This window comes from Streptomyces sp. NBC_00306, assembly GCF_036169555.1.
GTDB classification, from domain to species: domain Bacteria; phylum Actinomycetota; class Actinomycetes; order Streptomycetales; family Streptomycetaceae; genus Streptomyces; species Streptomyces achmelvichensis.
The window spans coordinates 2,250,695-2,262,908 of the sequence record NZ_CP108032.1 but is presented as its reverse complement, the minus strand read 5'-3'; the positions used below and the strand labels follow the sequence as shown (position 1 = coordinate 2,262,908).

Here is a 12,214-nt window from a genome sequence, read left to right as displayed (position 1 = left end):
CCCACCGGGCCGCGGACTCAGGTCTTCTTGCGGAACTTGGCGACCGCGAGCGGCGCGGTCACCACCGTGATCGCGGCGGCCCAGGCGAGCGTCATCCACACCGAGTGGGCGACCGCACCGCCGTTGATCAGGGCCCGTGCCGCGTCCGCGAGGTTGGACAGCGGGTTGTAGTCGGTGAAGCTCTCCAGCCAGCCGGGCATCGTCGTCGGCGGGGCGAAGATCGACGACCCGAACTGGAGCGGCATCAGTACGAGCATGGCCACTCCCTGGACGGCCTGTGCCGTCTTCATGGTGAGACCGAGCAGAATGAAGATCCACATCAGCGAGGCGCCGAAGATCGTGGACAGACCGATCGCCGCGAACAGGTGCAGCACCGAGGTCTTGATCTCCAGGCCGAGCGCGAAGCCCATGCCGAGCAGGATCGTGGTGGCGACCAGCATGCGGCCGACCTCGACGACGATCTTGGCGATGAGCACCGAGGACCGTGCGATGGGCATGGACCGGAAGCGGTCCATCACGCCCTTCTTGAAGTCGTCGTTGACACCGGTGCCGACGGCCATGGCGATGTTCATGCCCATCATGGCCATCAGGCCGGGGATCACGTAGTTGACGTACGCGTCCTGGTTGCCCTTGCCGGAGATCGCGCCGCCGAAGACGTACACGAACAGCAGGGTGAAGATGATCGGCATGAGCACGGCGTCGAACATCGACTCCGGGTCCTGCTTGATCTGGAGCGCGTTGCGGCGCACCAGGGCGCCGATGTGGCGCAGATTGCCGCGCAGGCCGATCCGGCCCTCGCCGGCCGGCGCCTCGGGGCGTCGGGCGGGCGCTTCGGTGGGCGCGGGGGTGGCAGTTGCCGTGCTCACGCGGCGACCTCCTCTTCGATCGTGTCGGACACGGACGTCTTCTCGCCCGTGATGGCCAGGAACACCTCGTCGAGGCTGGGCAGATGGGTGCCGATGTGGGCGATGCCGAAGCCGTGCGAGCCCATCAGGCCGACGACTGCGGTCAGTTGGGCGTCGCTGAGGATCGGCACGTACAGCAGGCCCTCGTCGGGCACGACGGTGGCGCCGGAGACGCCGTCGAGTCCCGCCTCGGCGAGGACCCGCGCCATCGCGGGCAGCTGAGCGGGGTCGGACGGCCGGATCTGCAGGGTGCGTCCGCCGACCTTGGCCTTGAGCTCGTCCACCCGGCCGTTGGCGATGACCCGCCCGCGGTCGATGACCGTGAGCTCGTTCGCGAGCTGCTCGGCCTCTTCCATGTACTGGGTGGTGAGCAGGACGGTCGCCCCCTCCGCGACCATCCGCTGCACCTCGTCCCAGACCTCGTTGCGGGTCCGGGGGTCGAGTCCGGTCGTCGGCTCGTCCAGATAGAGCACGGCCGGCTGCCCGATCATCGAGGCGGCGAGGTCGAGACGCCGGCGCATACCGCCGGAGTACTGCATCGCGGGCCGCTTCGCCGCGTCGGTGAGCGAGAAGCGCTCCAGCATCTCGTCGGCGCGCTGCCGTGCGGCCCTGCGCGGCAGATCGAGCAGCCGCCCGATCATGTAGAGGTTCTCCCAGCCGGACAGCTTCTCGTCGACCGAGGCGTACTGACCGGTGAGTCCGATGGTGCGGCGCAGCTGCCGCGGCTGCTTCACCACGTCGTAGCCCGCCACGATCGCGGTGCCGGCGTCGGGGGTGACGAGGGTGGAGAGGCAGCGTACGAGTGTGGTCTTGCCGGCGCCGTTGGGGCCGAGCACACCGAGCACGGTGCCCTCGCGGACGTCCAGGTCCACCCCGTCCAGCGCCTTGGTCTCGCCGTAGTGCTTGACCAGCCCCCGCACCTCGACGGCGTTGTCCTTGCCGCCGTCCGGGTTCTTGTCGATTCGCGTCATGGCGTCAACAATGCAGGGTCCCACCGACAGCCCACCGACAAGCCGCCGACACCTTGTCGACGGCCGGTCGACGGCCGGTGTCCGGCTGCTCGGGGAGGGGCCGCCCCCGCGCGGGCGATTTCTGACGTGAGCATGCCGACAGCCCGCCGACGGGGGAAGATCGGCGGGCTGTCGTCTGTGCCGGGAGTGGCTAGTGGAAGGTGTGCTCTTCCTGCGGGAACGCACCGCCGACGACATCGTCGGCGAAGGCCTTCGCGGCGTCGCCGAGCGTCCGGCGCAGATCGGCGTACTGCTTGGTGAAGCGCGGCACCTTGCCGCCCGTGAGGCCCGCCATGTCCGTCCAGACGAGGACCTGGGCGTCCGTGTCGGGCCCGGCGCCGATGCCGATCGTCGGGATGTGCAGGGACCGGGTGACCTCGGCGGCCAGCTCCGCGGGGACCAGTTCGAGGACGACCGCGAAGGCGCCGGCGTCCTGCGCGGCCTTGGCGTCGCGCACCAGCCGGTGGGCCGCCTCGTCGCCGCGGCCCTGTACCCGGTAGCCCATGGTGTTCACGGACTGCGGGGTCAGGCCCAGGTGGGACATCACGGGGATGCCGGACTGGACGATCAGCTCGGTCTGCGGCAGCGAGCGCTCGCCGCCCTCCAGCTTGACCGCGCCGACGCCCGCCTCCTTGACCAGCCGGGTGGCGTTGCGCAGGGCCTGGACGGGCCCCTCCTGGTACGAACCGAACGGGAGGTCGCCGACGATGAGGGCGCGGCTGGTGCCGCGGACGACCGCCGCGGCGAGCAGGGTCATCTCGTCCATGGTGACCGGCACGGTGGTGTCGTAGCCGAGGTGGGTGTTGCCCATCGAGTCGCCGACGAGCATCACCGGGATACCGGCCTCGTCGAAGACGGAGGCGGTCATCGCGTCGTAGGCGGTCAGCATGGGCCACTTCTCGCCGCGTTCCTTGGCGGCGGTGATGTCGTGGACCGTGATGCGGCGAGTGCCCTTGCCGCCGTACAGCGCCTTGCTGCTGTCGGTGGGCTTCTGGGCAGCCTGAAGCGTCATGGCTAACGGCTCCTTCGTCATCTCGAGGCACCCTGACGGCGTCCCCGGATCAGCTCCATGGTGGCACCTCGTGCCGTCCGGACGGAAGGGGAGGGGGCCGGCCGGGTGTCGGCCTGCCATACGAGACGATTTCGTATCGAAATGGGATATTCTGCGCCGATGGCCACACCGCCGGGTCGTGTCGCACCCTCCGTCCCCGAAATCGTCCACCGTCGACGCTGGGCGATCCTCACCGTCCTGACGTTCAGCATGCTCATCGTGGTGCTGGACAACTCGATCCTGAATGTGGCGGTCAAGACGATCGCCACCCCCGCACCCACGGGCATCGGCGCCACCCAGAGCGAGCTGGAGTGGGCCATCAACGCCTACACGCTCGTCTTCGCCGGCCTCCTGTTCACCGCCGGCCTGGTCGGCGACCGGTTCGGGCGCAAGAACGTGCTGCTCCTGGGCGTCCTGGTGTTCGGCACGGGCTCCGCGCTCGCCGCCTTCTCCGCCACCCCCTCGGAACTCATCGTCTACCGGGCGATCATGGGCCTCGGCGCCGCCTTTGTGATGCCTGCCACGCTCGCCGTCCTGATGAACGTCTTCGAGCGCGACGAGCAGGCCCGGGCCATGGGGATCTGGACGGGCAGCGTGGGCGTCGCCATCGCCATCGGCCCGTTCACCGGCGGAGTGCTCCTGGAGCACTTCTGGTGGGGCTCGATCTTCCTGATCAACGTCCCCGTCGTGATCGTCGCGCTGATCACGATGGCGATCCTGGTGCCCGACTCCAAGGACCCGAATCCCGGCCGTCTCGACCCCGTCGGTGTGCTGCTGTCCATCGTCGGCCTGGTGCTGCTGGTGTACGGCATCATCCGCGGCGGCGAACTCGCCGACTTCACCGCCGCGTCCGTGCTGCTCCCGCTGGTCGGCGGCCTCGTCGTGCTGGCCCTCTTCGTCCTGTACGAGAAGCACATCGACCATCCGGCGCTGGACCTCTCCTGCTTCGCCAAGCCGGCCTTCTCCGCGGCGATCGCCGCCATGGCGCTGGTCTTCTTCGCGGTGATGGGCGTGACGTTCTTCTCCGCCTTCTACCTCCAGAGCATCCGCGGCTACAGCCCGCTGCGCGCCGGCATGCTCGTCCTGCCGCTCGCCGTCGCCCAGGTGGTCTTCGCCCCGCGGGCCCGCCTCGTCGTCGACCGGTTCGGCGCCCGTCCCGTCTGCGCCGTCGGCATGGTGATGGTCGCGGCCGGACTCGCGGCCTTCGTCTTCTTCGACGCGTCCACGCCCCTGTGGGTCGTGGAGTTCATGCTGTTCGTCCAGGGCGTGGGAATGGCGCACATCATGCCGCCGGTCACGCTGTCCGTGATGCAGGCGCTGCCCCGCGAGAAGGCCGGGTCCGGCTCCGCGATCAACAACACCTTCCGCCAGGTCGGCGGAGCGCTCGGCGTCGCCGTCCTCGGCTCACTGCTGTCCACGCGCTACCGCAGCGAGATCGAGGGGCACCTGCTGAGCGTGCCGGCGGACGCCCGGAGCGCGGCAGGGGAATCGATCGAGGCCACCCTCGGTGTGGCGGACACCATGGGTCCGGCGGGCAGGGCGCTCGTCGGCCCGGCGCAGGACGCCTTTCTCGACGCCATGCATCTGACAGCCGCCTGTGCGGCGGCTGTGGCCGTCGCCGGAGCGGTCGTCGTGGCGCTCTTCCTGCCGGGCAGGGCCCCGGCCCGGCAGGCCCCCGAGCCCGACGCGCTGCCCGAGCGGGAGGGCGCCGGACGCTGACCCGCGGCCCGGCGGCGGACGGACGGCGGCGGCGAATCGGGCCGCGACGAACCGGGTGGCGGCGGTCGGTGACGACAGTGAGAGGCGGTGCGGAGATGCCCGTGCAGGACGGCCAGGCGCGCCCCGGCCGTGAGTCCCCCGGCCCCGCACGGGCCGCGCGTCACGCCGAGCCCCGCACCGCCGGCGGATCCGCGCCGGTGGTCCGCCGCGGCCGGCCGCGCAGCGAGGCGGCCGAACGGTCGATCATCGAGGCCGTGGTGACCCTGCTGGAGGAGGGCCTGCCGCTCTGCGAACTCTCCGTCGACCGCATCGCCCGCACCGCCGGCGTCGGCAAGGCCACCGTCTACCGCCGCTGGGCGGGCAAGGAGGCGCTGTTCGTCGACGTCGTCCGCTCCATCGAACCGGTGGACCCGCCGCTGCCCGGCACCTCGGTCCGGGACGACCTGGTCGCGATGGTGGAGACCGTGCGCCGGCGCGGACTCGACAAAGGGGCTTCGGCCCTGCTGCACAACGTCTTCGCCCAGATGCAGAGTTACCCCCGGCTCTGGGACATGTACCAGCGCACCTCGGTGGCACCCCGTCGCCGCCGGATGGACGAAGTGCTGCGCCGGGGCGTCGAGATGGGCGAGATCCGTGACGACGTCGACGTCGATCTGCTCGGCGACCTGTTCCTCGGCCCGATGCTCGTACGGACCGTGCTGCGGTCCGGGGGAACGCCGGGCGCGGGCAGCGCGGAACGGATGGTCGACGCGGTGCTCGCCGGGGTCCGCGGGCCCGTGTGACACGCCGGGCCGAGGTGTTGCCCGAAGTGTGCGTGTTCTGTCACAGCGCCCCAACCTGGCCCGATACCAGGAACCCCGTGCGCCACGCTGTCGTCTCCGAAACAGTACGGCCGCCCCGGGGCGGCAGGGAAAGTACCGTCATCGCCTAGTGTCGACGCCGAGGCTGGTGTGACGGCAAGGCAGTGAGGACAGCTCCATGGTGCAGGCGTACAAGACGGAGACCGGGAACGGCGGCCCGGGGGACCGGTTCACCTCATCCCGGGTCCGGCGCCTCCTGGAGCGCTGGCGGGGTGACAGCGGCATCTGGCGGCGCGGTCTTCTCCTCGCGTCGTGCGCCGTGGTGATCGCGCTGCTGATGATCCTGCACGCGCAGATGCCCAACAGGATCGGGAACCTCGGCAGTCTCGCGGAGACGTTCCTCCCGTGGCTGGGCGTCTTCATCCCGGTGATCCTCGTCGCCGCCGTGTGGCGGCGGTCGGCCACCGCGCTGATCGCCCTGCTGCTTCCGACGATCGTGTGGCTGAACCTCTTCGGCGGGCTGCTGACCGACAAGTCGGTCGCCGGCGGCGATCTGACGGTCGCCACGCACAACGTGAACGCGGGCAACCCGGACCCCGGGGGCACCGCCCAGGACGTGGCCGCCTCCGGCGCGGACGTCGTGGCCCTCCAGGAACTGCCCCAGGGGCAGGTCTCCACCTACGAGGAAGCGCTCGCGGGGACGTACAAGTACCACTCGGTGCAGGGCACGGTCGGACTGTGGAGCAAGTACCCCCTGAGCGACACCGCGCCCGTCGACATCAACATGGGCTGGACGCGCGCGATGCGCTCCACCGTGCAGACCCCGCAGGGCGCGGTCGCGGTGTACGTGGCCCACATGCCCTCGGTGCGGGTGAAGCTGAACGCCGGCTTCACCGCCAACCAGCGGGACAACAGCGCCGACGCGCTCGGCGAGGCGATCGCCCGCGAGCCGGTCACCAGGGTCGTGCTGCTCGGCGACCTCAACGGGACGATGAACGACCGCTCGCTGAAGGCCATCACCTCGCAGATGCGCTCCACCCAGGGCGCGGCGGGGGACGGGTTCGGGTTCAGCTGGCCGGCGTCGTTCCCGATGGCGCGGATCGACCAGATCATGGTGCGGGGGATCGACCCGGTCTCGTCGTGGACGCTGCCGCAGACGGACAGCGACCATCTGCCGATCGCGGCGCGCGTCAGGTTCTGACCGCGGTCTGCGGTCCGCGGGGTCCGCGGGTCCGCGTGGTCCTCAAGGTCCGCGAGGTCTCCGGGTCCCCGCGGGCCCGCCGGGGACCCCGGACCGAAACCCGGCGTTCACCCGGGGGACCCAGCTCGTGAGACCCTTTGTTCAGTAAAGGAACTTACGTGTTGTGAAAGGCCCACCCCCATGCCCCTGGCGCTGCTCGCGCTTGCCGTCTCCGCCTTCGGCATCGGCACCACAGAATTCGTGATGATGGGCCTGCTGCCCAACGTCGCCGACGACCTCGGCACCTCCGTCCCCACCGCGGGGTATCTCGTCTCCGCGTACGCGATCGGCGTCGTACTCGGCGCGCCCCTGCTCACCGCCGTCGGCTCACGCATCCCGCGCAAGAAGATGCTGCTGCTCCTGATGGCGCTCTTCGTCGTCGGCAACCTCGCCTCCGCGCTCGCCCCCGGCTTCGGCTGGCTCGTCGCGGGCCGGGTGCTCGCCGGTCTTCCGCACGGGGCGTTCTTCGGCGTCGGCGCCGTCGTCGCAGCCCGGCTGGTCGCCGACGGGCGGCAGGCGCGGGCCGTGGCCACGATGTTCCTCGGCCTCACCGTCGCCAACATCGTCGGTGTTCCCGCCGCCACCCTCCTCGGCCAGCACCTCGGCTGGCGCGCCACCTTCCTCGTGGTCACCGTGATCGGACTGGTCGCCATGGCGGCGCTCGCCCGGCTCGTCCCGCGGATACCCGTCGACGACCACCAGAGCCTCGGCCGGGAGATGCGCGCCCTCGGCAACCGCCAGGTGCTCCTCGGCCTGCTCACCGCCGTCTTCGGCTTCGCGGGCGTCTTCGCCGTCTACTCGTACCTGGCCTCGATGACCACCGAGGTCATGGGCTTCGGCGAGTCCTCCGTCACCCTCGTCCTCGCGCTGTTCGGCATCGGCATGACGCTCGGCGCGCTGGCCGCGGGACCGCTCACCGACCGGGCGCTGCGCCCCACGCTGTACGGATCGCTCGCCGCCCTCGCGATCGTGCTGGTGGCGTTCCGCTTCACCGTGCACCACCAGGCGGCCGCCCTGGTCACCGTCGTCGTCCTCGGCGCGGTCGGTTTCATGACCACGACCCCGCTGCAGATGCTGGTGATGAACAAGGCCAAGGACGCACCGACCCTGGCATCCGCCTCCAACCACTCCGCGTTCAACCTCGCCAACGCGGGCGGCGCCTGGCTCGGTGGCGCGGCCATCGCGGCGGGCTGGGGCTGGACGTCCCCGATGCTGGTCGGCGCCGTGCTCGCGGTGGCCGGACTGGGCATCGCCGCGGCCGCCGGACTGCTGGACCGTACGGCGAAGGGGACCTCCCGCGTCATCGCCGCGGGAAGCCCCCCTCAGTCCGGACAGCGCGAGGTCAGCCCGTCGTCTCGCGCCAGCGGTTCGTGATCGGCAGCCGCCGGTCCTTGCCGAAGCCCTTCGCCGAGATCTTGGTGCCCGGCGGGTACTGGCGTCGCTTGTACTCCGCCGTGTCCACCATCCGCAGCGTCTTCGCGACCAGCTCCTCGTCGAACCCGGCCTCGACGATCGCGTCCTTGCCCTGGTCCCGGTCCACGTACATCGCGAGGATCCGGTCCAGCACGTCGTAGTCCGGCAGCGAGTCGGTGTCGACCTGGCCGGGGCGCAGTTCGGCGCTCGGCGGCTTGCTGATCGAGGCCTCCGGGATCGGCGGCACCTGACCGCGCTCCTCGGCGGCGCGGTTGCGCCACCGCGCGAGCCGGAACACGGTCGTCTTGTAGACGTCCTTGATCGGCCCGTACGCGCCGACCGAGTCGCCGTACAGCGTCGAGTACCCCACCGCCAGCTCGGACTTGTTGCCCGGCGCGAGCACGATGTGACCCTCCTGGTTGGACAGGGCCATCAGCATCGTGCCGCGCAGCCGTGACTGGAGGTTCTCCTCGGCGAGGCCGGTGAGGGAGAGCGAGCCCATGTACGCGTCGAACATCGGCTCGATCGACACCGTGCGGAAGTTGAGCCCCGTGCGGCGGGCCAGCTCGGCCGCGTCGCCCTTGGAGTGGTCCGAGGAGTACTTCGACGGCATGGAGACGCCGTACACGTTCTGCGCGCCGAGCGCGTCGCAGGCGATGGCGGCGACGAGCGCCGAGTCGATACCGCCCGACAGCCCGACCAGCACCGAACGGAAGCCGTTCTTGGCGGCGTACGCGCGCAGGCCCACGACCAGCGCGGAGTACACCTCCTCGTCGTCCTCCAGGCGCTCGGCGTACCCGCCCGGCACCTCCGCCTCGTAGGCGGGCAGCGGGTCCTCGGAGACGACGACGTGGTCGATCCGCAGCCCGTCGTCCACCACCCCCGACGGCACCTCGCCCGCGGCGGGCAGCTCCAGGTCGAGGACGACACAGCCCTCCGCGAACTGCGGTGCACGCGCGACGACTTCACCCCGCGCGTCGACCACGATCGAGTCACCGTCGAAGACCAGCTCGTCCTGTCCGCCGATCATCGCCAGGTACGCGGTGGTGCAGCCGGCCTCCTGGGCGCGCTTGCGCACCAGTTCCAGCCGGGTGTCGTCCTTGTCCTGCTCGTACGGCGAGGCGTTGATGGAGACCAGCAGCCCGGCACCGGCGGAGCGGGCGGCCGGTACCCGCCCGCCGTCCTGCCAGAGGTCCTCGCAGATCGCGAGCGCGACATCGACGCCGTGCACCCGGATCACCGGCATCGTGTCGCCGGGCATGAAGTAGCGGAACTCGTCGAAGACGCCGTAGTTGGGCAGGTGGTGCTTGGCGAACGTCAGCACCACCTCGCCCCGGTGCAGCACGGCGGCCGCGTTCCGGGGCGCCCCCGCCGGCTGGCCGTACTTCGGTTGGGCGTGCTCGGCGCGGTCGAGAAACCCGAGGATCACGGGCAGTTCGCCGAAGCCCTCGTCGTCGAGCCGCACCGCGAGTGCTCGCACGGCGGCCCGGGACGCCTCCACGAAGGACGACCGCAGGGCCAGGTCCTCGACGGGGTAGCCGGTCAGCACCATCTCGGGGAAGGCGACGAGGTGCGCCCCCTGCTCGGCGGAGTGCCGGGTCCAGTGCACGATCGCCTCGGCGTTGCCGGTGAGGTCGCCGACGGTCGAGTCGATCTGATTCAGAGCGAGACGTAGTTGAGGCACGCGGCCCAGTGTAATCGTCTTTCTGACGCGATGTCCTGGGGGAGGCAGAGATGCGCTGCAGCGCGGGGGTGAGGTGCCACCGCCTCGTGCCGTTGCGGAGCACCGGCCGCACCCGCTCGCCCGCGCGGAACGGGCGGCGCCGGCCGGGGTGCGGGGCCGACCGGCCGCCGCTCGTGGCAGGCTGGCGGGAAACTCACGTGCCGTCATCGGCAGGGGCGGGGAGAGGCGGGGCGCAGTGACGTTCGTACGGGTGGGCGGGGTGGCGCACCATGTGGTCGTCGAGGGCAGCGGCCCGGTCTGCGTCCTGAGCGCCGGCCTCGCCATGAGCTGGTTCGACTGGGACCCCGTCGTACCCCTCCTCGCACCGCACCGCACGGTCGTCCGCTTCGACCGGCCGGGACACGGGCTCAGCGCCCCCGCCGCCGTGCCGCCCTCGGCCGCCGGCGAGGCCCACCGCATCGCGGGCCTGCTCGACGCGCTCGGGACCCACGGGCCGGTGACGGTGGTGGGCCATTCGATCGCCGGGTTCCACGCCGAGGCCTTCGCCCGGCTCCACCCCGCCCGTACCGCGGCCGTCGTCCTCGTCGACTCCAGCATCGAGGAGGGTGCGCGCAGACCGGCCGCGCCCGCTGTACGCACCGCGGTCACCGGCGCGGTCGGCAGGGCGCTGGGAGTCCTCGGGGCACCGGCCGTCCTCGGCCCGCCGACCCGGCGCGCGGCCGTACGGCTGTCCCGCACGGGCGGTGGCGACCCGGCACCCGCGGATCTCGTACGGCGCTGCTACGGCACCTCGCGCGTCCTGCGCGGCGCGCTGCTGGAGAACACCCACTACCGCGCGGTCGCCGCCGAACTCCTCGACCTGCGCGAGCGGTACGCCCTGCCGGAGGTACCGGTCACCGTGCTCGCCGCCGACGCGGCGGGGAGCCGGTGGACGGCCCGGCAGCGGGCGTTCGCGGAGCTGCTCGGCGCCCGGTTCCAGGAGGTCGCGGCCGGCCATCTGATGATGCTCGACCGGCCGGCTGTGGTGGCCGCGGCCGTACTCGACAGCCACCAGGAGGTCCCGGCATGGCACGGCTGACCCTGCGGATCACGGGCCGCGAGCTGCCCGGCAGCGTGTGCGGCGACTACCGCGACATCCATGTGGGCACCCAGCGCGGCCGCGAGCCGGACCAGTTGGTGCGGGCCGACGAGGCCGAGGCGGTGTTCCACATCCCGGTCGAGACGGTCGAGGCCGCCGACGGATCGGCCGACTTCCGCGGCCCGTACGTCCAGGGGCGGCGCGGGGAGCGCTTCGTCTATCTGACGTGGGGCGAGCTTCCGGACAGCGGCGAGTTCGCGATGTTCCGCCGGGCGAAGTTCTTCCTCGCCGATCTGCCGGAGGGGGCGGCGTCCGGCGGTACGGCGGAGACCGCGCTCGCCCTGACGGACAGCTGCGGAATGCCGCTGTGCGCGGCGGTCCGCCCGCCCCGGATCACCTGGCGGCTGACGGGGCCGGACGGACACTGAGGCGGGCGGGACCGCAGGCGGGGGAGCGGGCGCGGTCGGGGTCGCTGAGACGCGTGCGTACGGCATCGGTGTGGGCCGGACGGACCCGCCGCGGCGGCCCGTCCCGAGCGACCCGGCCGTCCGGTACGGACCCGGGCGGCCCGTACCGGAGGCATCCGCGCGGCAGGCCCGTACCGGACCGGGCCAGGTCGTACCGAACCCACCCCCGCGGACCGGGTGTTCAGGACCGGGCGTCCGCGCCCCGCTTGTGCAGCAGGTCCACCATCAGGGCGACCTCCGACTCCTGCGCGGCGACCATGCCCGCCGCGAGGTCCCGCTCCGCACCGACCGTGCACAGCTCCACACAGCCCTTGGCCATGGAGATCCCGCCGTTGTGGTGGACGATCATCAGCTGGAGATACTCGATCTCCGCCTGCTTGCCCACGGCCTTGTCCAGCCGCTCCACATCCGCCTTGGTCGCCATGCCTGGCATCAGCGAGCCGTCCTCGGCCTGATGACCGGTCCCGCCGTGGCCGCCGTGGCCGCCCTTCGCGTCGCCGGCCATCCAGGCCATCGGCTCACGGTCCGCCGCGACCTTCGGCAGGCCCCACAGATCCAGCCAGCCCAGCATCATGCCGCGCTGGTTGGCCTGGGTGTTGGCGATGTCGTACGCCAGCCGGCGGACCTCCTCGTCCTGCGTACCGTCGCGCACGATGAACGACATCTCCACCGCCTGCTGGTGATGGACCGCCATGTCGCGCGCGAACCCGGCGTCCGCCGAATCCGCCGTCGGCGTCGCGGCCATGGCGGAGTCACCACCACCCGCGGAGGCCACCGTGGCGGCCCCCGCGAACAGCAGTGCCAGGACGACCGCCACGACGGCCGCCCAGTGCGTACGGGTCATACG

Annotated in this window: 11 protein-coding genes; 6 read left to right on the top strand and 5 right to left on the bottom strand. The window is 71.6% G+C overall.

What is annotated here, in order from left to right:
- Positions 1–17 precede the first annotated feature (17 nt).
- From OHA05_RS10100 to panB, 3 genes are all read right to left on the bottom strand, one after another.
- Positions 18–866, bottom strand: coding sequence for an ABC transporter permease (locus OHA05_RS10100; RefSeq protein ID WP_391839081.1), 849 nt, complete (start codon positions 864–866; stop codon positions 18–20).
- Positions 863–1,876 (bottom strand): ATP-binding cassette domain-containing protein, encoded by a 1,014-nt coding sequence (locus OHA05_RS10095; protein WP_313946686.1) that lies wholly within the window; start codon positions 1,874–1,876, stop codon positions 863–865. The genes OHA05_RS10100 and OHA05_RS10095 overlap by 4 nt, the downstream gene beginning before the upstream one ends.
- Positions 1,877–2,066: 190 nt before the next feature.
- Positions 2,067–2,927: a 3-methyl-2-oxobutanoate hydroxymethyltransferase gene (gene panB, locus OHA05_RS10090; RefSeq protein WP_313946687.1), complete on the bottom strand. Its 861-nt coding sequence runs from the start codon at positions 2,925–2,927 to the stop codon at positions 2,067–2,069.
- Between the two features lie 159 nt (positions 2,928–3,086).
- Between panB and OHA05_RS10085 the strand changes: the two genes are divergently transcribed.
- The 4 genes from OHA05_RS10085 to OHA05_RS10070 all read left to right on the top strand — a co-directional run bounded on the left by OHA05_RS10085 (position 3,087) and on the right by OHA05_RS10070 (position 8,099).
- Positions 3,087–4,685 (top strand): MFS transporter, encoded by a 1,599-nt coding sequence (locus tag OHA05_RS10085; RefSeq protein ID WP_328860361.1) that lies wholly within the window; start codon positions 3,087–3,089, stop codon positions 4,683–4,685.
- 95 nt (positions 4,686–4,780) lie between these two features.
- On the top strand, positions 4,781–5,467 hold the full coding sequence (locus OHA05_RS10080) for a TetR/AcrR family transcriptional regulator (RefSeq protein WP_328860360.1): 687 nt from the start codon (positions 4,781–4,783) through the stop codon (positions 5,465–5,467).
- A gap of 196 nt (positions 5,468–5,663) precedes the next feature.
- Entirely contained in the window at positions 5,664–6,686 is a 1,023-nt protein-coding gene (locus tag OHA05_RS10075; RefSeq protein ID WP_328860359.1) for an endonuclease/exonuclease/phosphatase family protein, read from the top strand.
- A 180-nt stretch (positions 6,687–6,866) separates the two neighbouring features.
- Complete coding sequence (locus OHA05_RS10070; protein ID WP_328860358.1) at positions 6,867–8,099, top strand: MFS transporter; 1,233 nt, start codon at positions 6,867–6,869, stop codon at positions 8,097–8,099.
- On the opposite strand, the gene OHA05_RS10065 is transcribed toward OHA05_RS10070, so the two are convergent.
- The gene (locus tag OHA05_RS10065) at positions 8,068–9,822 is read right to left on the bottom strand and encodes an NAD+ synthase (RefSeq protein WP_328860357.1); all 1,755 of its coding nucleotides are present in this window, start codon (positions 9,820–9,822) and stop codon (positions 8,068–8,070) included. The two genes, OHA05_RS10070 and OHA05_RS10065, sit on opposite strands and share 32 nt — an antisense overlap.
- Before the next feature lie 235 nt (positions 9,823–10,057).
- On the opposite strand from OHA05_RS10065, the gene OHA05_RS10060 reads away from it, so the two are divergent.
- Both OHA05_RS10060 and OHA05_RS10055 read left to right on the top strand, forming a co-directional pair.
- Positions 10,058–10,900: an alpha/beta fold hydrolase gene (locus OHA05_RS10060; protein WP_328860356.1), complete on the top strand. Its 843-nt coding sequence runs from the start codon at positions 10,058–10,060 to the stop codon at positions 10,898–10,900.
- Complete coding sequence (locus OHA05_RS10055) at positions 10,888–11,328, top strand: DUF5990 family protein (RefSeq protein WP_328860355.1); 441 nt, start codon at positions 10,888–10,890, stop codon at positions 11,326–11,328. The genes OHA05_RS10060 and OHA05_RS10055 overlap by 13 nt, the downstream gene beginning before the upstream one ends.
- Before the next feature lie 220 nt (positions 11,329–11,548).
- On the opposite strand, the gene OHA05_RS10050 is transcribed toward OHA05_RS10055, so the two are convergent.
- Positions 11,549–12,211 (bottom strand): DUF305 domain-containing protein, encoded by a 663-nt coding sequence (locus OHA05_RS10050; protein WP_328860354.1) that lies wholly within the window; start codon positions 12,209–12,211, stop codon positions 11,549–11,551.
- Positions 12,212–12,214 lie beyond the last annotated feature (3 nt).

Excerpts from the sequence above, each read along its gene's own strand:
- OHA05_RS10095 (WP_313946686.1), bottom strand. The coding sequence starts at position 1,876 with ATGACGCGAATCGACAAGAACCCGGACGGCGGCAAGGACAACGCCGTC.
- panB (WP_313946687.1), bottom strand. The coding sequence starts at position 2,927 with ATGACGCTTCAGGCTGCCCAGAAGCCCACCGACAGCAGCAAGGCGCTG.
- OHA05_RS10085 (WP_328860361.1), top strand. The coding sequence starts at position 3,087 with ATGGCCACACCGCCGGGTCGTGTCGCACCCTCCGTCCCCGAAATCGTC.
- OHA05_RS10080 (WP_328860360.1), top strand. The coding sequence starts at position 4,781 with ATGCCCGTGCAGGACGGCCAGGCGCGCCCCGGCCGTGAGTCCCCCGGC.
- OHA05_RS10075 (WP_328860359.1), top strand. The coding sequence starts at position 5,664 with ATGGTGCAGGCGTACAAGACGGAGACCGGGAACGGCGGCCCGGGGGAC.
- OHA05_RS10070 (WP_328860358.1), top strand. The coding sequence starts at position 6,867 with ATGCCCCTGGCGCTGCTCGCGCTTGCCGTCTCCGCCTTCGGCATCGGC.
- OHA05_RS10055 (WP_328860355.1), top strand. The coding sequence starts at position 10,888 with ATGGCACGGCTGACCCTGCGGATCACGGGCCGCGAGCTGCCCGGCAGC.
- OHA05_RS10050 (WP_328860354.1), bottom strand. The coding sequence starts at position 12,211 with ATGACCCGTACGCACTGGGCGGCCGTCGTGGCGGTCGTCCTGGCACTG.